The following is an 18,514-nucleotide window of genomic DNA, read 5'->3' on the forward strand; positions in this document are numbered from 1 at the left end:
CCCGTCACTTCCCGATGCAGAAATCGCGGAAGATCACATCCAGCAGATCCTCCACATCTACCCGGCCTGTGATGCGACCAAGGGCGCGGACGGCCAGACGCACATCCTCCGCCGCCAGTTCCGGCAGCGGGGCCTGCAGCGCCCGATGCAGGTTCTCACGACATTCCTCCAGCGCCGAACGGTGGCGGGCGCGCGTCAGGGCCGGCGCCCCGGAGGGGGCGTAGCGGGCAGCAATCGCCTGTTCCAGGGCCGACAGCAAGGCGGGCACGCCATCACCCGTACGGGCTGAGATCGGCAGGATCGGGCGGCCCACCAGGGGCGCCACAACACCCGCTAGGTCGGCCTTGTTCATAACGAGGATGGCATCATCATCGGCCAGCGCCAGGGTGGCCGGGTCTGGCAATTCACCGCCATCGAAAACCAGCAGCTTCAGATCGGCATTGGCGGCGCGGTCCAGCGCACGGCGGATGCCCTCGGTTTCCACCTGATCGGCGGCATCGCGCAGACCCGCCGTATCGGCCAGCAGGACGGGATAACCGCCCAAATCCAACTGCACCTCGATCACATCCCGCGTCGTGCCCGCCTGATTCGACACGATGGCGACATCACGCCGCGCAATGGCGTTCAGCAGGCTGGACTTGCCAGCATTCGGTGCCCCCAGAATGGTGATGGAAATGCCATCGCGCAGCCGCTCGCCGCGCCCCTGGTCGGCCAGATGCGCTGACAGTTCAGCCGCTAACCCCACCACCACCGGGCGCACGGCATCAGACAGGCCGCCCGGCAAATCCTCGTCCGGAAAGTCGATATCGGCCTCCAGATGGGCCAGCGCCCGGGTCAGGCGGTGGCGCCAGCCATCGTAAAGCTGACCCAGTGCGCCTTCCATCTGACGTAGCGCCTGTCGCCGCTGCGCCGCAGTTTCGGCATCGACCAGATCGGCAATGGCTTCGGCCTCCGTCAGGTCCAGCTTGCCATGTTCGAAGGCGCGGCGGCTGAACTCCCCTGGTTCGGCCACACGCAGGCCCAGACCCGTCAGGGCCTGCGTCGCCGCAGACAGGACGGCGCGACCGCCATGCAGATGCAGTTCCACCACATCCTCCCCCGTGAAACTGCCGGGGGCCGGGAAGGACAGGACCAGGGCCTTGTCGAACAGCTCGCCCGTGACCGGGTCACGCAAGCCTGCCAGGGCAGCGTGACGCGGCGGGGGCAGGGACCGACCCATCAGGCGGGACAGCACGGCGCCGGCATCAGGGCCGGAAATGCGGATCACCTGCACCCCCGCGCGACCGGGGGCAGAGGCCAGGGCGAAGATCGTATCGGCGCGCATCAGGCGTGTTTCACGTGAAACATCATTCCGCCGCTGCCCGGCGGACGACGACATCGGCGGGCAGCTTATCGGTGGGCTGAAGCATCAGCCGCTCAACGCGCTTACCCTCCACCAGATGGGTTTGCAGCACTTCATCCACATCGGCCTTGCTGGTCACGGCGTACCATACACCCTCGGGATAAACGACCAGGACGGGTCCCAGCTCGCAGCGATCCAGGCAGCCGGCATTGTTGATACGCACAGCCTTGCCCAGACCCAAACCGGTGGCCTTCTTTTTCATATAATCGCGCAGCTCATCCCCGCCTTTCTCGCGGCAGCAGCCACGGGGGTGACCAGCCTCCCGCTCATTGGTGCAGACAAAGACATGGGCGCGGTAATAGGGCGCTGGATCGGCCTTCACGTCATCACTCACTTCTTAGCATCCTTCGTCGATGTACCGCCCATGGCATTGGACATCTGCGACCACATCAGCTTCTGAAACTGCTCGATGCCCTGCATGCCCAGGGGCAGCCAGGTATTCATCATGGTTTCCGGGTCCATGGCCTTCAGGTTGGCCGACATTTGATCCTGCAACTGCTGCATCAGTGCCGCCTGCATGGGTTGGACATCCGGCAGGCCCAGGAAGGTGCGCGCCTCTTCCGGTGTGCAATCGATATTGATGGTCACCTTCATGGCGCTACCTCCCACCTGTTATCCGCCGCGATTTTTCCCGTACCCTGGGTTTGACACAAGGATAAACTATCTGTTCTTCACAGGCCCGTCATGGATTGGCGTCATGAAGGGCGGACCCGGCAAAGGATGAGACATGGCCACGTCCCCAAACAGCGCCCATCGCGGTGATGGCAATCTGCTGCACCGGGAAACCAGCCCCTATCTGCGCCAGCACATGGACAATCCCGTGGACTGGATGGGCTGGGGTCCGGACGCGCTGAACAAGGCGAAGACAGAAGGTAAGCCCATCTTGCTGTCGGTCGGCTATGCCGCCTGTCACTGGTGCCATGTCATGGCCCATGAAAGCTTTGAGAATCCGGCCATTGCCGACCTGATGAACAAGCTGTTCGTCAATATCAAGGTGGATCGGGAAGAACGGCCCGACCTGGACCATATCTATCAGCAGGCCTTGAGCCTGCTGGGGCAGCAGGGCGGCTGGCCGCTGACCATGTTCCTGACCCCTGATGGGCACCCATTCTGGGGCGGCACCTATTTCCCACCGGAACGTCGCTGGGGCCGGCCCGGCTTTCCCGAGGTGTTGCAGATCGTTGCACAGACCTTTGCGGAAGAACCGGCGAAGGTGGAGCGCAATGTCCAGGCCCTGACCAATGCCATGGACAATCTGGCCGCCGGACGGCCCGGCGACGCGATTACGCCCGACACACTGATTCAGGTGGCCGACCGGCTGGTGCGAGAGGTAGACCCCGTCTGGGGCGGTATCGGCGATGCACCGAAATTCCCGCAGCCGGGCATTTTCGAGCTGCTCTGGCGCGCCTTCCGCCATACAGGCCGGCAGCAATTCGCCACCGCGACGATCCGGACAGTGGCGTGCATGGCCCAGGGCGGCATCTATGACCATCTGGGCGGCGGCTTTGCCCGTTACTCCGTGGATGCGGAATGGCTGGTCCCGCATTTCGAAAAGATGCTTTACGACAATGCCCAGCTTATCGACCTGATGCTAACCGTCTGGCTGGAAACGCGCGACCCGCTGCTGCACGCCCGCATCACCGAAACCGCCGATTGGGTCTTGGCCGAGATGGTGGCAGAGGGTGGGGGTTTCGCCGCCTCGCTGGATGCTGACAGCGAGGGGGAAGAGGGCAAGTTCTATGTCTGGACCGAAGGGGAAATCCGTCGTCTGTTGCCTGCCGATGATGCCGACCTGTTCTGCCGTATCTATGGCCTGGCGGCGGAGGGTAACTGGGAAGGCCACACGATCCTGAACCGCATGCATGAAAACGGTCTGGCCGATACGGAGACCGAGGCGGTTCTGGCCCGCTGCCGCTCAGTCCTTCTATCGGCCCGTAAAGCCCGTGTGCGGCCCGGTTGGGACGACAAGGTTCTGGCCGATTGGAACGGCCTGATGATTGCGGCCCTGGCACGGGCCGGGGCAGTGCTGGACAAGGCGGACTGGCTTTCCGCCGCCACGCGCGCCTTCAGCTTTGTTGTGAACGGGATGTCCACTACCGATGGCCGTCTGCTGCATTCGTTCCGCGACGGGCAGGCACGTCATCGCGGCACCTTGGAGGACCATGTCAACATGGCCCGGGCCGCCGTGACCCTTTATGAAGTGACGGGGCAGGGTGCCTATCTGAACCACGCCATCAACTGGCTGGAGAAGGTGGAACGCTATTTCCATGATGATGGCGATGGCGGCTATTTCATCACGGCAGATGATGCCGATGACCTGATCCGCCGCCCGCGCCATGCCCATGACAATGCTGTTCCCGCCGGCAATGGCACCTTGGTCGGGCTGTTCAGCCGTCTATGGCTGTTGACGGGGGAAGATGCCTGGAGGCAGCGGGCCGATGCGCTCATAACCGCGTTTGCCGGCGAAGTGGGGCGGAACTTCTTCCCGCTTGCCGGGCTTTTGAATGGCGTGGATCTGCGTCTGCATGGCCAGATGCTGGTAATTATCGGTGACACGGACGATACCGGAACCGCTGCCATGCGCCGCGTGGCGCTGGAGAAATGGCATCCAAATTTGGTCCTGCTCCGTCGCGCGCCGAATGATCCGATGCCGCGCCCGCATCATCCCGCCGCAGGCAAAAGCATGGTTAAAGGCCATGCGACCGCTTATCTTTGTCAGGAACAGCATTGTTCGGCCCCCGTGACGGCGGCCACAGACCTTGCCGCCCTGCTGGGCGGATAATCCCGCTTCATTTCATCTGTCGATTACAAGGAAGGATATCCCCATGCCCGACGTTTCAATCCAGTCGCCCGACGGCAGCTTTGGCGCTTATCTGGCCGCCCCGGCCAGCGGCAAGGGCCCGGCCATGATCATCATCCAGGAAATTTTTGGCGTGAATGCCAACCTGCGCGCCATTGCCGACAAGTATGCCGCCGCCGGCTATTTCGCCATTGCGCCCGACCTGTTCTGGCGTCAGGAGCCGGGCGTGCAGATCACCGATCAGACCGAAGCCGAATGGCAGAAAGCGTTTCAACTGTATCAGGGCTTTAATGAGGTGAAGGGGGTGGAGGATCTGGCCACCACCCTGTCCTTCATCCGTCAGTATCCTGGTGTCACGGGCAAGGTCGGCTGCGTCGGCTTCTGCCTGGGTGGCAAGCTGGCCTATCTGATGGCAACGCGCACCGATATTGATGCTTCCGTCTCCTATTACGGGGTTGGCATCGACAAGGATATCGGGGAAGTGTCAGCCATCACCAAGCCGCTGCTGCTGCACATTGCCGGACAGGACGGTTTCGTGCCGCCCGACGCGCAGAACGCCATCAAGGAGGCCGTGGCCGGCAATTTCCTGGTCGAGGTGCATGTCTATCCGGAGCGCGACCATGCCTTCACGCGCATCGGCGGCAAGCATTATCATGATGGCGACGCGCAGCTAGCCCATGGCCGCTCCGCCGAGTTCCTGGCGAAGCATCTGGGCTGATACATCCCGCGCCGGGATGCCCACACCGCATCCCGGCGACCTACCCTGTTTCAAGGTCAAAGCATGACGCACGCCATCATCGTCGAACAGACCGGCGGGCCGGTGGTTCTGCGCTGGCAGAGGGCTACGGTCGGTAAACCGGGGCCGGGACAGGCCCTGATCCGGCACACGGCCATCGGCCTGAACTTCATTGATGTCTATTACCGCACCGGCCTTTACCCGACGCCCTTGCCCTTCACGCCGGGCATGGAAGGGGCAGGTATTGTGGAGGCGGTGGGCGAGGGGGTCATTGACCTGGCCCCCGGCGATCGGGTTGGTTACGGCCAATCCCCCCTGGGCGCCTATGCCGAAACCAGGCTGATCCCGGCGGACAAGCTGATCAAACTGCCCGAATGGATTGGGGATGACATGGCGGCCGCCATGCTGCTGCAGGGGCTGACGGCGCAGTATCTGCTGCGCCAGACGTTCCACGTGAAACAGGGTGATACCATCCTGATCCATGCGGCCGCTGGCGGGGTCGGATCACTGGCCTGCCAATGGGCGAATGCCCTGGGTGCCATCGTCATCGGCACGGTGGGATCGGCGGAGAAGGCGGCACTGGCCACGGCCAACGGCTGCCACCATGTCATCCTCTACCGGGAGGAGGATATGGTGGCCCGCGTGCGGGAGATCACGGGCGGCCAGGGCGTGGATGTCGTCTATGACGGCGTCGGCAAGGATACGTTCGACCGCTCTCTGGATTGTCTGCGGCGGCGCGGATTGATGGTGAGCTATGGCAATGCCTCTGGTGCAGTCCCGCCCTTTGATATCGGCCTGTTGAACCGCAAGGGCGGCCTGTTCCTGACCCGCCCATCAGTGCAGCACTATGCCGGCACGCGCGCCGAACTCCTATCCATGGCCGATGACCTGTTTGCCGTCGTGAAGACCGGAAAGGTGAAGGTACAGGTCAATCAGCGCTTCGCCCTTCACGCCGCCGCCGATGCCCACCGCGCGCTGGAGGCACGGGCGACCACGGGTGCGACGGTACTGATCCCCTGATCACACGCTTTTGATCCAGCCTTCCACCACCTGTTCCAGCACCGTCAGTGGCACCGACCCATTGCCCAGGACGGTGTCGTGGAAGCGTTTGATGTCGAAGCGGCTGCCCAGCCGCTTCTTCGCCCGTTCCCGCAGTTCCAGTATCTTCTGCATGCCGACATAATAGGCGCAGGCCTGACCGGGATAGACGATGTAGCGGTCGACCTCGCGTTCCGCCACCTCCCGCGTGAAGGCGGAATTGGCCACGAAATAGTCGATGGCCTGCGCCCGCGTCCAACGCTTGGCATGGATCCCCGTATCCATGACCAGACGCAGCGCCCGCCATAGGGAAAAGGTCAGGCGTCCAAAGTCGGAATAGGGATCGGCATAGAAGCCCAGTTCCTTGGGCAGCCGTTCCGAATAAAGGCCCCAACCCTCCACATAGGCAGTATGGAAATCATGCCGGCGAAAGTCCGGCAGGCCCGTCGCCTCCTGCGCCAGAGCGATCTGCATATGATGGCCGGGAATGCCTTCATGGAAGGCCAGAACCTCCATCTGCCAGATCGGCATCTCCTTCATATTGGAGAGGTTGACATAATAGATGCCGGGTCGGGACCCATCGGTGGCTGGCTGGCTATAGCGTGCGATGGTGGAGCTGGCCTCGCGGTAACGTTCAAACCGCTGCACCACCAGCGGGGCCTTGGGTTTCAGGTTGAACTGCCCGTCCAGCACCCCCTTGACCCGATCCAGGATCAGGTTGGCCCCCTTGATATAGGCCTCGCGGCCTGCATCATCGTCTGCGAAATAGAACTGGCGGTCGGTGCGCAGGAACTGGTTGAAGGCCTGAAGATCGCCCTTGAAGCCGACCTTATCCTTGATCGTCTCCATCTCCGCATGGATGCGCTTCACCTCCGCCAGGCCCAGCGCATGAACATCAGCAGCCTTCAGGGGCAGGGTGGTATGGCGGGACAGGCAATGCTGGTAATAGGCATCGCCATCAGGCAGCTTCCACACTCCATCGCGGTCGTCGGCCTTGCTCAGTACAGCCTCCATGGCGCTGGCCAGACGGGTCCAGGCGGGCGCGAAGCGCGTGGCGAGCAGGCTATTAGCTTCTGACACCAGCCCCGCCTTGTCAGCGGCGGACAGGTCCAGCGCCTCCACCTTGCGCCGGAACCCGGCCAGCAATGCCGTCTCCTCCGTCGCACCGGAGACAAAGGGCCGGCCCGTCAGGACCGCGCGGGTGGCGGCCAGTGCCTTCTCCATGGAAAAGCGCGGGGCGATGACGCCCTTGTCCGCACGTTCCCGCAGCGCCCGGACCAACTGGTCCACGGGCTGGTCGATGCGGGTCACGCGCGCCAACCAGGACTGCGCACCCACCTTGTCCCGGATCGGGTGATAGGTGGTCAGGGTGTCGATGATCTCACTGTGGCGGCCATTGAAATGGTCGGCGGGATAGTCATTCCCACGCCAGCGCGCAGCCGCCAGCTTCGCCTCTGCCTGATACTCCCACAGCGCCTTGTTCAGCCGACCGTCGGCGGACAATTTGGCGTCGGGGAAATCGCGACGCAGGGTGGCAAGATCGGCCCGCAGGGCCGCGTCATCGGCGGCCAGCGCAGCATCAGAGAGGTCGTCCCAGGACCCCTGATCACCCGGAAGCCCCAGGGAGGTGCGCAGTTCCGGGGATTTCGCGGCCTGACGGGCAAAGCATTCGGCAAAGAATGCGTCCAAGGCCGGGTCGGTTCCGGTGGCCCGTGCCGGCCCGCTCAACATAGCCCCCGCAATGCTCCAGGCGGCCAGACCGCAGCAGGAACAGAAAAAGCCACGGCGACCGATGACCGGTTGATTGCCGCTTCCACCCATTACCCACCCCCTTGTTCTTCGGCCAAGGAAGAGTGGCGCAAGCGGTGGGGGAGGGCAAGGGGGCGCAGGCCATTGCCCGCGCCCCTAAGCGCCTCACCGTGTGGCGGCGAAGCGCGCTTCCATCGCGTCCCAGAGGGTGGCTTCCAGGGCGGAGCCATCCAGGCGGTTGATCTCCTGAATGCCGGTGGGACTGGTGACATTGATCTCCGTCAGATAGTCACCGATGACATCGATGCCGACGAACAGCAGGCCCTGCTGACGCAGAGTGGGACCAATGGCTTCGCAAATTTCCTGCTCACGCTTGGTCAGCACAGTCTTGCCCGCACTACCGCCGGCATGGAAATTGGCGCGCGCTTCACCATCCTGCGGGATGCGCGATACGGCGCCGGCGGGCTTGCCATCGATCAGGATGATACGCTTATCGCCCTTGCGGATCTCCGGCAGATACTTCTGCACGATGATCGGCTCCCGATAGAGCTGGGTAAAGGTTTCCAGCAGCGCACCCAGATTCTCATCATCCGGTTTCACGTGAAACACACCGGAACCACCATTGCCGAACAAGGGCTTAACGATAATGTCCTTCCATTCCGCACGCGCGGCCAGCACTTCATCGCGCGAAGACGTGATGACGGTGGGCGGCATCAGGTCAGGGAAGTGGGTGACAAAAAGCTTCTCGGGTGCGTTGCGGACCGCAGCCGGATCATTCACCACCAGTGTCTTGGGATGGATATGTTCCAGCAGGTGGGTGGCGGTGATGTAGGCCATGTCGAAGGGCGGGTCCTGGCGCATCAGCACCAGATCCATAATCGACAGGTCGATCACCTCCGCAGCACCCATGCTGTGATGATTGCCGCGTTCGCGGCGCACCTGCATGGGCCGGACCTTGGCAAACAGCTTGTTCCCACGCAGGGCCAGATCGCGCGGATGGTAGTGCCACAAGGCATGGCCACGTCGCTGCGCCTCCAGCGCCATCATGAAGGAACTGTCAGTATCGATATTGATGGACTCAACCGGGTCCATCTGAATGGCGACCTTCAGGGTCATGTCGGGTTGTCTCCGGCCAGCGGAAAGGAAGATGGTGGCAGGAAAGCATAAGCGCCGCGCCGACGCCATGCGCGGCATCACAGGGCAGGAGTTTAATTCAAACGGCCCCGCAACTGCTTCAGCAGGCTGCGCGTATGGTCCAGCAGCTGGGGAGAGGCACCACGTGCTTCACCGATGCGCAGGAAATTCTCAAAGGCCTGGATACCCGCTGTCAGCTTGCCCAGATGGGCATTCAACAGGCCGGATTCACGCCAAAGGCCAATATGCTGGGGCGCGAACAGCAGCATATCCTCGATCACTGCCAGGGCCTTATCGGGCTGATCCGTCGACAGGTGGCGGAGCTTTAGATTGTTCTGCAGGCGAAGCAGAACCTCGCGGTTCGACACCGGGGCATAATGGTCAGGCGTCAGTTCGGATTCCAGACCCGCCGTCTGCTTCAGCATATCCCGCAGCTCGCGCGGGCCGCGCGGGGAGGCACCATCGAACGGGTCAATGATCTGCCGCCCGCCGGCATGGTCCAGACGCAACAGGAAATGGCCTGGAAAGTTCAGGCCCAGCATGTCCCAGCCCTGGGCCCGCGCCGCCGACATCAGCAGGATGCCAAGTGAGACCGGCAGACCACGGCGCCGGTCAATGACGCGAATCAGATTGGCGTTCTGCAAGTCTTCATAGGTTTCACTGTCGCCGGCATAGCCATGCTGCGCCAGCAGCCGGCCAAGGGCCGCGACACGGTCGGGCAAGCCATCGGGCACATCCTGCATCAAGGCGCCTAGATCGGCGCCCAAGCCAGCCAGATGGGCACGATAGGGGGTAAGATCGGTGTGGTGGTCCAGAACAGCCAGCGCCAGGGCCGCTTCCGCCACGTCAATATCACTGTCTTCCGCCTCACCGAGGCGGCGCAGATAGTCCAGGGCCTGTTGGCGCGGCGTCACGGGCGGGAGGCTCGCTTGCTGGGGTCAACCGCGCTTCCCATAGCGCAGCCAGGGGCGGGGTGTCGAGCGGGAAGGAACGCCTGTCCGATTTGTTCTTCGTGCCACTCGGGTCAGACCGGCGCATTGCCATGTTGCGTAGGTAAGGGCATTCGCCGTAGATAAACGCTCGTCCCGATATAAGGTTAAGGGGCGTTAACCAATAACCATGGTTTCTGGAACAGAGACGATGTCGATGACGACAACGGTCGCCAAGAGTTTGGACAGCGAAGCCGCAGGGTCCCGCGTAAGGCAAACGCCTAAAAGCATTGCCACGCATCAGCGGATCATTGAGGCGGCCATCCGTTGCTTTCTGGATATCGGGTACCACCGCACCACCACGTCAGAGATCGCCAAGCAGGCGCGGGTGACGCGGGGCGCGGTGCAATATTACTTCCCCACGACCCCGGAAGTGCTGCGCGCCACCGTCGATCATATCATTCAGCATTTCACGGCGGAATATCTGGCCGCCACGGCCAATGTCGCGCATGAGGGGCGGGAAGGGCTGGATCAGGGCATCGACGCGCTGTGGCACGCCGCGCACAGCCCGCTCTGGACCGCCTGGAAGGAGTTGGAGGCCGCCGCACGCACCGATGCGGAACTGGCCTCCATCATGGGCCCGGCGAAGGCCGCTTTTGCCGCACGCTGGGAACAGACGGCAAAGGACCTCTACGGTTCCTTCTTGGTGGCCGATCCGGTGAAGTTCGAGATGGGGCGGCACCTGGCCTGGCAGTTCCTGCAGGCACTCGCCAGCAGCCGTTTTGCGCCCAGCGCCGAGGATAATGACGTGAAGGTCCGGCTGCTGACGGAGTTCAAGGTGCTGATGCGCCAGTATTGGGGTCTGACAGGCTGAAATCCGGACTATTTTTCCAGGATTTTCAACCCCGCCACACCGGCGAGAATCAGCAGCACACAGAAGATGCGGCCAAGGTCGAACCCTTCGCGGGCCATAATCATGCCAGCCAGAACGGCACCAGCACTGCCGATCCCAGTCCAGACGGCATAGGCAGTACCCAGGGGCAGGCCGCGCATGGCCAGCGACAGCAGCCACAGGCTGATACCCAGACAGATCAGGGTCACAAGGGTGGGAAGGGGACGGGAGAAACCGTTACTGGCCTTCAAACCGACGGCAAAGCCGATTTCGAACAAGCCGGCTAACAATAGATAAACCCAAGCCATGGAGCATTCTCCATCGCGGAAGGGTCGTCCCTACCATCATCGAAAATCCTGCCAGGGTCGTCCCCGGCGGCCAGTATCTTGATGATACCGATATCTCCACAGAGATTAGGCAGGCGATCGCGCCCTGCAACCCGGCTTTGGGGCATGGCTTCTATGCCACTTCTGCCCAAAGTCGTAGGGAATCTCCAAGAAAACTGTTTTCGCAGAAAGACTTACCCTTGCGCGAGCGGCCCGGCTGGGGCAATCTTCCCTTGGTAAACTAAGGTGGCCACAGGCCCTGACCTTCGGCTTGGCTGCCTGTCGGTGGCGGAAGGTCGGGTCCCAGAAGGTTCCACGTCCCAGGGGGGATTGACAGGCATGACCAAGTCGGAACTGATCCAGCGACTGGCCGAACGTAATCCGCATCTCTATCAGCGCGACGTGGAGAAGATCGTCACCACGATCTTTGATGAGATCACAGAGGCACTTGCCCGCGGCGACCGGGTTGAACTGCGCGGCTTCGGTGCTTTTTCCGTAAAGCGCCGCGATGCCCGCACGGGCCGCAACCCGCGCACAGGCGAAAGCGTCGACGTCGACGAGAAGGTGATCCCCTTCTTCAAGACCGGTAAGCAGCTGCGTGAACGTCTTAACACCGATGAATGATCGCGCCCCATATTCGGGCATAAAAAACCCCGTCCGCCGGAATGGCTGACGGGGTTTTTCATTTATGCACCGGGTAGGCCACCGAGATCACAGAACCTGGCACACATCGTCGAAATCGAACCGCGGGCTGCGATCAAACAGGGTGCTGGTGTCGCCATAGCCCAGATTGCAGATGAAATTCACCTTGAAGCGGCCGTCGGCGAAGAACTCAGCGTTGACCTTGCCCTGGTCGAAACCGGACATCGGACCACAATCCAGGCCCACGGCACGGGCCGCCAGCATGAAATAGGCGCCCTGCAGGCTGCTGTTCCGGAACGCTGTCTCAAACGCCAGTTCGGGATTGGCGAACCAGGGGCGTGCATCAACATGCGGGAACAGACGCGGCAGGTGCTCGGCGAACTGCGTGTCATAGGCCAGAATGGCCGTCACCGGTGCCGACATGGTCTTGGCCAGATTGCCGGCAGACAGAGCCGGGCGCAGACGTTCCTTCGCTTCTGCCGTCGTCAGGAAAACAATGCGCAGTGGGCAGCAATTTGCGCTGGTTGGGCCCCAGCGCAGCAGATCATAGATCTGGCGCAGCGTGTCACTGCTCACCGGCTTGTCGATGAAGCTGTTATAGGTGCGGGCTGTGCGGAAAAGCTGGTCCAGCGCGGCATCGGAAAGCGGATGACTCATTCGTCCCATCCTTGGTCAGTGGGCCACTCATGTCCGTGATATCGGCCATCACGGGATGAGTGGCAAGCCACAAGACGCTATAGGACGGGACGAAAGGCGATTACCGGCGAAGGCTGGCCGGAACGACCCCATGGTCGCGGGCCATTTCGGCACGCGTGCGGGGGCCTAGCACCTCTTCCATCTGATCGGCGCTCAACACCGCCCGGTCAAAATCGGCCAGCGAATTGACCCGGATCAGCGAGCGGATGGTACGGACATAATCTTCCCCCCGCTCCGAATAGGCACCCAGTGCATTGACCAGCATCAAGCCGTCAATGGGCTTGTCCTGCGTACGCAGGCTGGCGCGCATCTGACGGAACTGGGCATAGGCGCGGTGGGTGTTAAGGTTATGGATATAGCTTTCGACGCTTCCCTTCGGATCATCGAAGGATTTGAAGCGGTGGGTTTCGCCCTGCCGGCGGTTACGGGGTACAATCCCCTCATCCTCCGCCTTGAAGGTCAGCTGGCCATAAAGCGCATTACCCTTCTGGGCAAAGCGCGAGGTACCCCAGCCACTCTCCTCCGCCGCCTGGGCCAACGCCAGGGAGACGGGCACCACGTCCACGCGCTGCAACAGGGCCTTGGTGTTGATATCGCCATCGGCATTCAGCCCATAGCGTACAGCAACTTCAGCCAGCCAACGGCGATCCTGCGGTGCCAAAACCTGACCACCTTGCTTTACGGCATGCAGCCGGCGCAGCCGGTCGCGATCCTGTTCGATCCGCTCATTGGCCATCAGGATCAGCGGCAGCAGCGTCTTCACGAACAGCGCCTTGCGGTCGTCGCTGCTCTCCAACGAGGTCATGCCCGTCGGAAGGTCAGTTAGAACCAGACGCGGCACAGCCGTCTCTCCGCTGCGGACCGCCTCAATCCGGTATTCGCGGGAATGGAACAGGTCGAGCGTAGCCTTGGCGTCCAGTTTGAAGGACGGGTCATGACGCGTCGTAGCGGATGCCATTTCCACCGTGAAGCCCGGATCCGGGCGCAATACGGGCAGCAGGAATTCCCGCGCCGTCCGATCCATAGACCGGCTGGATGCACTGATGAACACGGTGGAAGGCAGAATAACGGTGAGCAGCAGAAACAGGGCGGACATGCCCCATATGCGGGCAGCCGTAGCGCGGGGGCTGTCAAAGCCCTCGTTCGCGTCTGTCAGCATGTTTTTTCAATCCCTTACAGTCCAAGCCGAAAGGACGGGTATCGCCGCCACATCATCATGGCGCGCGTCCGTCATTTTGCCGGAGCAAACTCCGCACTTTGGCCTTTGGCCCTGAATAAGGCCGGCCGAACAGTGTCAGAGGCAATCCCTGCGGTGGCCCCTTCCTGGGTTGCACCGCCGCCAGGGCATCATGCCGGTGGGGTCTAATTCCCCCGCGAAGGGGCCCCAACCCCCCGGCACGCCATCTGTACACGCATCATATCCCAACCCATTGCGACCGAATTGAGGCGCAATTCCACGGTTGAGAAAAGAACCTTATCGGATTTGCTGCACCTCGACAACCTCGGGAATGTAATACCGAAGCATATTCTCGATGCCTGACTTCAGCGTGGCTGTACTGCTGGGGCAGCCGGCGCAGGCTCCCTTCATCGCCAGATAGACGACCCCGTTCTCAAAACCATGGAACGTGATGTCGCCCCCATCCTGGGCCACCGCCGGACGCACCTTGGCGTCCAGCAGCTCCTTGATCTGGGCGACGATCTCATCGTCATCCTCGTTCACCTGGTTGTCGTCCGCCTTGACCTGGGTCAAGACGGGCTTACCGGTGGCGAAATGTTCCATGATGGCGCCCAGGATGCCGGGCTTCATCACGTACCAGTCGCGGCTGTCATCCTTGGTTACAGTGACAAAATCACCGGCCAGGAAAACCCGTGTCACGCCATCGACCTGAAAAAGCCGATCAGCCAGGGGCGACCGGGCCGCAGCATCGGCCGCGTCGGTGAAATCGGCGGTACCGGTGCCCAGAACATCGCGGCCAGGCAGAAACTTCAGCGTGGCCGGGTTCGGGGTGTCTTCGGTCTGAATGAACATCGGTGATGATCCTGATCATGCCTCAGAGGCTTTCCCCGAACTTGGGGCCAAAGCCCGGCATAATCAAGCCATGGTCTTCCCATGCATGGCAGCCACCGCCATGCGCTTGTGAGGGCATTGACCATGGGTATCCGGGCAAAGCCGCCGTCCAAAACCGGAACAGATACCTTCACGGCCCGCGAGGGCCTGACGCACCAGCGGCGCCAGTTCAGCACCTTCGGCCAGGGCCGGGCGGGCCAGGGTGAGCGACAGGATACCCGATACCGACGCCAGATCCCGCCATTCATCCAGATAATCGCACCAGCCAGCGCGCACCAGCGGCCAGGGCGACAGGGGCAGGATGGACAAGGCCACGCTGCGTGTCCGTCGGATGGCCTGTTCCACTGTCGGCAGACCAGCATCATCAAAGCCCGGCACATCTAGCCGCGCCACATCAACCCGGCCTGCAGGCAGGTCCAGCAACCGTGACAGCTCCGCCGCCAGCCGGTTCATCTGCCAGCCCAGCGGATCACCCCCGGACCAGGGCAGCCCCGGCATGACCAGTAGCAGCGACCCAGTCCCACCCGGTGCCATCACCTCCCGCGCACGGATAACCAGGGTTCGCAAAAGGGCAGGGTCAGTGGGATGGCAGCATAGAGCGCTGGCCACGACATCCAGGCCCGCCGCCTTGGCTGCACGGTCCCAGGTCTGCAGCGCGATGCCATTCAGACCACCGGAAAACAGCGGTGATGGCGGCAACAGGACCAGACGGTCAGGCCGGAAGGTGGCAACATCATGGGCGATGGCAATGGGTGATGGCGGCGCGAACAGACCGGCGGTAAAGACCCGTACGACCCCGTCACCCCACAGGGCATTCTCCAGTTCCGTACCCATCGGATCTTCCGCCGGGCTGGTCAGGTCATCCAGACGGAAATGCCGGGCCAGACGCCGGGCGCGCAGGCCCAGCAACGGCCGCAGGGGCAGGGAAGGCGGGTCATGTCGCTGCGCGGCCAGCAAGGCCTGCAGGTAAGGTAAAATCAACCCATCTGCCGCCGGCTGGCCCGGCTGCATCAGGACGACAGCGATACGGTCCCTAAAGGAAGCTGTCACCACCGGCACACAAATTGTGGGATCGCGGAATCAATCCCTTGTGGCAGGCTTCCAGTCTCGGATCAACCCAGCCAAACGAGATACGTTTTCCGGCGGTGTTTCCTTGATGATCCCGTGACCCAGGTTGAAAATGAAGGGTCCGTTGCCAAGAGTTTCCAGCAGATCAAGGACGGCGTGATCCATCTCCTCCCCACCGGCGATCAGCAGGACAGGGTCCAGATTACCCTGCACGGCGACCTTGCCCTGCAGATGCTGTGCTGCCCAGGCAGCCGGCACACCGGGGTCCAGCGACACGGCATCAACGCCCGCCTGCTCGACAAAGCCTTCCAGGTTCAGGCCGGCCATGCGGGGGAAGCCAATGATGGGCGTGCCCGGATGCCGTTCCTTCAGCGCCGCCGTGATTCGCCGCGTCGGGGCCACGACAAAGCGCTGGAAATCGGCGGCGGACAGGGCGCCGGCCCAGCTGTCGAACAACTGCACAAGTTCAGCGCCCGCCTTAATCTGCATCGACAGATATTCAACCGTCGCCTCGACCAGGATATCAATCAGGCGGTTGAAACCCACAGGGTCGGTATAGGCAAAGCGCTTCACATGCGCATACTCCTTCGATCCGCCCCCTTCAACCATGTAGCAAGCGACGGTCCATGGCGAGCCGGCGAACCCAATCAGGGCTGTCCGTTCATCCAAGGAGGCCCGAATGCGTGAAACCGTCTCGTACACGGGCGCCGCTTTACGATGAAGCCCGTCCAGATCCAGTTTCAGCAGGCCTTGCTGATCCCGGATCGCGTCCAACACCGGGCCTTCACCTTCCGCGAACCGCAGACCCTGTCCCAGAGCGTGCGGAATTATCAGAATGTCGGAGAACAGGATGGCTGCATCCATGCCATAGCGACGCAGCGGCTGCAGCGTCACTTCACAGGCGAGTTCCGGGTTCATGCACAGGTCCAGGAAGCCGCCCGCCTGCGTCCGAACCTGCCGATATTCAGGCAGATACCGCCCCGCCTGCCGCATCAGCCAGAAGGGCGGCGGCGTTTGGGGCACGCCGGCCAGCGCGGCCAGCATCTTCTTTTGCGGAACGGCGGAGGTGGCGGTCATGTATCCAACCCAGGTCACGAATGCAGAACGTGCCAAACCTTATCCTAACCCCTCTCTTAAAACTTAACTTTTTTATAGAAAGGATTGAGGAGGTAGTGGGTCCTGTGGATAACGTTAATTCATGTTTGTCCGCATTTTTGTCCACAATCAGGATGTATCGCGCAGGGTGTGGAAAAAAATTGTGGAAAACTTTATGGAGTTTGCTGCAAAAGGCGCGGAAATGCTGGTTTCACAGGGATCATTGCGATATGGGGACAATCCATCTATCCCAGCCGATTCGTCCTTGATTCTCAGGCAAACAAGCAGAGTTAATCCCAGATCGGGCAGCTGGGCAGATAAGTACGGGCTTGCCAGGGATGGAAAAGCCCGGCTACGCCTTTTCTGCCCGTTCACGCACATCCGTCCCCGACATATCCCCAGGAGCGGTCCACAGGATGCACCCCGGCGATCATCATGGCGGCCATATCAAGCCGCCGTCCGTACCCAGGAACTTCCATCTGCATCTGGTTTCCGATGCGACGGGGGAGACGATCAATTCCGTCGCCCGCGCCTGCGTCAGCCAATTCGATCAGGTGCACCCTGTGGAGCATTTCTGGAATTTGGTTCGCACCGAACGGCAGCTGGATATGGTGCTGGAGGGTATCCGGGAGCATCCGGGCTTGGTGATGTTCACGCTCGTGAACGAGAAGCTGCGCCATAAGCTGCAGGATACCTGTCGGGAACTGGGCATCCCCAGCATTTCCGTTCTGGACCCGCTGATCAATGCACTGGGCAATTATCTGGGCCTGCAGAGCCAGTCGAAGCCTGGACGTCAGCATGCGCTGACCGCTGAGTATTTCGGTCGCATCGACGCCATGGATTTTGCCCTCAACCATGATGATGGGCAAAGCGCCTGGGGTCTGCATGACGCCGACGTGATCCTGGTGGGTGTCAGTCGGACATCAAAGACGCCGACCTGCATCTATCTGGCCAATCGCGGCATTAAGGCCGCCAATATCCCCTATGTCCCCGGCTGTCCCTTGCCGCCGGAGCTGGATCAACTGACCCGGCCCTTGATCGTGGGTCTGACCAAGGACCCTGAACGGCTGGTGCAGATCCGGCGTAACCGCCTGAAACTGCTGAACCAGGGCGACGACACCTCCTATACCGATCCCGAACGGGTGCGGGAGGAATTGCTGGAGGCCCGACGCTTGTTCACACGCAAGGGCTGGGCCGTCATCGATGTCTCCCGCCGGTCGATCGAAGAGACGGCGGCAGAGGTGATGATGCTGTTTGCTCGCCGCCGGCCACAGGCCGCTGCCGCCATCGACAGTATCAAGGGTGACGAGTGATGCCGGCCTTTCTCACGAGCGAACCCATCATCCTGGCCTCTGCCAGCACCTCGCGCCGCCGCATGCTGGAAGCCGCTGGTGTGGAGGTTCATGCTGAGGCAGCACGGGTGGATGAGGAAGAGATTAAGTTGTCCGGAAAGGCCGCCGGCATGAAGCCGCCGGAGGTGGCGGAAGCCCTGGCCGATCTGAAGGCCTCTAAACTGGCGCGCAAATATGTGGGCGCCTATGTCGTGGGCGGCGACCAGATGCTGGAATGCGATGGCCGCTGGTTCGACAAACCGGTGGACCGGGCCAACGCCGCCAACCATTTGCGTCTGCTGTCGGGGCGTACACACACACTCTATTCCGCTGTCGTTGTGTTCCATAATGGTACCCGTGTCTGGCACCATATCGACCATGCCACCCTGAGCATGCGCGCCATGTCGGATGCCTTTATCGAGCGATACCTTGATGCAGCCGGTGATGCTGTCCTGTCCTGTGCCGGCTCCTATCAGGTGGAAGGGCTGGGAGCGCAGCTGTTCAACAAGGTGAAGGGCGATCATTTCACCATCCAGGGCCTGCCCCTGCTGCCGCTGCTGGATTTCCTGCGCGTGCGCAAGCTGCTGCCGGCCTGACAGGAGAATATC

At 62.0% G+C, this 18,514-nt stretch carries 19 protein-coding genes; 7 read left to right on the plus strand and 12 right to left on the minus strand.

Annotation, left to right across the window (positions count from 1 at the left end):
- Positions 1 to 4 precede the first annotated feature (4 nt).
- The 3 genes from mnmE to C0V82_RS11960 are packed head-to-tail and all read right to left on the minus strand — an operon-like array spanning position 5 to position 1,996.
- The gene (gene mnmE / locus C0V82_RS11950; protein ID WP_102113398.1) at positions 5 to 1,324 is read right to left on the minus strand and encodes a tRNA uridine-5-carboxymethylaminomethyl(34) synthesis GTPase MnmE; all 1,320 of its coding nucleotides are present in this window, start codon (positions 1,322 to 1,324) and stop codon (positions 5 to 7) included.
- A gap of 22 nt (positions 1,325 to 1,346) precedes the next feature.
- A complete protein-coding gene (locus tag C0V82_RS11955; RefSeq protein ID WP_245924080.1) occupies positions 1,347 to 1,736 on the minus strand; it encodes a (2Fe-2S) ferredoxin domain-containing protein in 390 nt (129 codons plus the stop codon).
- Positions 1,733 to 1,996 carry a DUF6489 family protein gene (locus C0V82_RS11960; RefSeq protein ID WP_102112541.1) on the minus strand — a complete coding sequence of 88 codons (264 nt, stop codon included), beginning with the start codon at positions 1,994 to 1,996 and terminating at the stop codon, positions 1,733 to 1,735. The genes C0V82_RS11955 and C0V82_RS11960 overlap by 4 nt, the downstream gene beginning before the upstream one ends.
- 133 nt (positions 1,997 to 2,129) lie before the next feature.
- On the opposite strand from C0V82_RS11960, the gene C0V82_RS11965 reads away from it, so the two are divergent.
- The 3 genes from C0V82_RS11965 to C0V82_RS11975 all read left to right on the plus strand — a co-directional run bounded on the left by C0V82_RS11965 (position 2,130) and on the right by C0V82_RS11975 (position 5,958).
- Entirely contained in the window at positions 2,130 to 4,184 is a 2,055-nt protein-coding gene (locus C0V82_RS11965; RefSeq protein WP_102112542.1) for a thioredoxin domain-containing protein, read from the plus strand.
- A gap of 43 nt (positions 4,185 to 4,227) precedes the next feature.
- Positions 4,228 to 4,920 carry a dienelactone hydrolase family protein gene (locus C0V82_RS11970; protein ID WP_102112543.1) on the plus strand — a complete coding sequence of 231 codons (693 nt, stop codon included), beginning with the start codon at positions 4,228 to 4,230 and terminating at the stop codon, positions 4,918 to 4,920.
- Between the two features lie 63 nt (positions 4,921 to 4,983).
- Positions 4,984 to 5,958 (plus strand): quinone oxidoreductase family protein, encoded by a 975-nt coding sequence (locus C0V82_RS11975; RefSeq protein ID WP_102112544.1) that lies wholly within the window; start codon positions 4,984 to 4,986, stop codon positions 5,956 to 5,958.
- Here the strand turns inward: C0V82_RS11975 and C0V82_RS11980 are convergent, their stop codons facing one another.
- From C0V82_RS11980 to C0V82_RS11990, 3 genes are all read right to left on the minus strand, one after another.
- Positions 5,959 to 7,797: a DUF885 domain-containing protein gene (locus C0V82_RS11980; protein ID WP_102112545.1), complete on the minus strand. Its 1,839-nt coding sequence runs from the start codon at positions 7,795 to 7,797 to the stop codon at positions 5,959 to 5,961.
- Between the two features lie 93 nt (positions 7,798 to 7,890).
- Positions 7,891 to 8,841, minus strand: coding sequence for a glutathione synthase (gshB, locus tag C0V82_RS11985; RefSeq protein ID WP_102112546.1), 951 nt, complete (start codon positions 8,839 to 8,841; stop codon positions 7,891 to 7,893).
- 92 nt (positions 8,842 to 8,933) lie between these two features.
- A complete protein-coding gene (locus C0V82_RS11990; protein WP_102112547.1) occupies positions 8,934 to 9,773 on the minus strand; it encodes a SirB1 family protein in 840 nt (279 codons plus the stop codon).
- A gap of 226 nt (positions 9,774 to 9,999) precedes the next feature.
- Between C0V82_RS11990 and C0V82_RS11995 the strand changes: the two genes are divergently transcribed.
- Positions 10,000 to 10,662 (plus strand): TetR/AcrR family transcriptional regulator, encoded by a 663-nt coding sequence (locus tag C0V82_RS11995; protein ID WP_158659885.1) that lies wholly within the window; start codon positions 10,000 to 10,002, stop codon positions 10,660 to 10,662.
- An 8-nt stretch (positions 10,663 to 10,670) separates the two neighbouring features.
- Here C0V82_RS11995 and C0V82_RS12000 read toward each other — a convergent pair whose 3' ends face one another.
- Entirely contained in the window at positions 10,671 to 10,988 is a 318-nt protein-coding gene (locus tag C0V82_RS12000; protein WP_102112549.1) for a DMT family transporter, read from the minus strand.
- Positions 10,989 to 11,345: 357 nt separating this feature from the next.
- On the opposite strand from C0V82_RS12000, the gene ihfB reads away from it, so the two are divergent.
- Positions 11,346 to 11,630, plus strand: coding sequence for an integration host factor subunit beta (gene ihfB / locus C0V82_RS12005; RefSeq protein WP_054168028.1), 285 nt, complete (start codon positions 11,346 to 11,348; stop codon positions 11,628 to 11,630).
- 87 nt (positions 11,631 to 11,717) lie between these two features.
- On the opposite strand, the gene C0V82_RS12010 is transcribed toward ihfB, so the two are convergent.
- From C0V82_RS12010 to hemE, 5 genes are all read right to left on the minus strand, one after another.
- Positions 11,718 to 12,305 carry a malonic semialdehyde reductase gene (locus tag C0V82_RS12010; protein ID WP_102112550.1) on the minus strand — a complete coding sequence of 196 codons (588 nt, stop codon included), beginning with the start codon at positions 12,303 to 12,305 and terminating at the stop codon, positions 11,718 to 11,720.
- Positions 12,306 to 12,405: 100 nt separating this feature from the next.
- On the minus strand, positions 12,406 to 13,503 hold the full coding sequence (locus tag C0V82_RS12015; RefSeq protein WP_102112551.1) for a glucosaminidase domain-containing protein: 1,098 nt from the start codon (positions 13,501 to 13,503) through the stop codon (positions 12,406 to 12,408).
- 315 nt (positions 13,504 to 13,818) lie between these two features.
- Positions 13,819 to 14,373 carry a NifU family protein gene (locus tag C0V82_RS12020; RefSeq protein ID WP_102112552.1) on the minus strand — a complete coding sequence of 185 codons (555 nt, stop codon included), beginning with the start codon at positions 14,371 to 14,373 and terminating at the stop codon, positions 13,819 to 13,821.
- Between the two features lie 63 nt (positions 14,374 to 14,436).
- Positions 14,437 to 15,462, minus strand: a complete 1,026-nt coding sequence (locus C0V82_RS12025; RefSeq protein ID WP_158659886.1) for a ferrochelatase — start codon at positions 15,460 to 15,462, stop codon at positions 14,437 to 14,439.
- Between the two features lie 30 nt (positions 15,463 to 15,492).
- Positions 15,493 to 16,557, minus strand: coding sequence for a uroporphyrinogen decarboxylase (hemE, locus tag C0V82_RS12030; protein WP_188595148.1), 1,065 nt, complete (start codon positions 16,555 to 16,557; stop codon positions 15,493 to 15,495).
- Between the two features lie 434 nt (positions 16,558 to 16,991).
- Between hemE and C0V82_RS12035 the strand changes: the two genes are divergently transcribed.
- Both C0V82_RS12035 and C0V82_RS12040 read left to right on the plus strand, forming a co-directional pair.
- Entirely contained in the window at positions 16,992 to 17,888 is an 897-nt protein-coding gene (locus C0V82_RS12035) for a pyruvate, water dikinase regulatory protein (protein ID WP_054168022.1), read from the plus strand.
- Positions 17,888 to 18,502, plus strand: a complete 615-nt coding sequence (locus C0V82_RS12040) for a Maf family protein (protein WP_102112554.1) — start codon at positions 17,888 to 17,890, stop codon at positions 18,500 to 18,502. Before C0V82_RS12035 ends, C0V82_RS12040 begins: the two co-directional genes overlap by 1 nt.
- Positions 18,503 to 18,514 lie beyond the last annotated feature (12 nt).

The sequence above is a fragment of the Niveispirillum cyanobacteriorum genome, assembly GCF_002868735.1.
GTDB lineage: Bacteria > Pseudomonadota > Alphaproteobacteria > Azospirillales > Azospirillaceae > Niveispirillum > Niveispirillum cyanobacteriorum.